This is a genomic window from Virgibacillus carmonensis (genome assembly GCF_057836705.1).
In genome coordinates, this window is sequence record NZ_JBYQFJ010000190.1 from 1 (window position 1) to 663 (window position 663).

A 663-nucleotide genomic window follows, 5' to 3' on the forward strand; every position below is an offset into this window, starting at 1 on the left:
GAGAAAAGGGAAGTGCAGTGTATTCTGTATTATTTAGAAGAATGCTTATTCTAATAGGGTTTGGAATGATTCATGCATTTTTAATTTGGTATGGTGACATTTTATTGTCATATGGGATTATTGGGCTTGTTTTATTGCTGTTTATCAATGTGAAAAATAAAACATTGCTAGTTTGGGCTGTGTTCCTGATGGGAGTATGCGTTACATATTACACGATGTTTTTGTATGCGTATCGAGATTATCTTGGATTTGTAGACCACGGAGCAATTGAACAAGCCATTATTTCCTATCAAAGCAATAGTTTAGGCGATATATGGTCGCAAAACTATGTGGACTGGGTGTATGCCAATGGTGGGATTTCGTATATATTCCTGACTGGTACATTATTACCGTTATTTTTGGTAGGAATGTTTATCGCAAGAAAACGGTGGCTGCATGATTTAGACCGGTACGATAGGGTGTTGAAATGGGGATGGATGATTAGTTTAGTGTTGTTTCTTGTATTAAAGTTAGGTCCCTATGCTTATGGAAACCCAATCTGGTTTTCGTTTGCACAGGATAATATTGGAGGACCAGTGTCAGCGTTATTTTATATCTTTTCTATCGCACTGTTGGCTAGGTCAGGCACAGGAATGAAGGTAATCAAGCCGTTTGTTACTGTTG

At 37.7% G+C, this 663-nt stretch carries 1 protein-coding gene; it reads left to right on the forward strand.

Annotated elements, in window-relative coordinates; all coding sequences use genetic code 11:
- Positions 1-41: 41 nt before the first annotated feature.
- A partial coding sequence (locus tag AC3G7N_RS21305; RefSeq protein ID WP_489424138.1) for a DUF418 domain-containing protein occupies positions 42-663 on the forward strand: 622 nt, incomplete at its 3' end.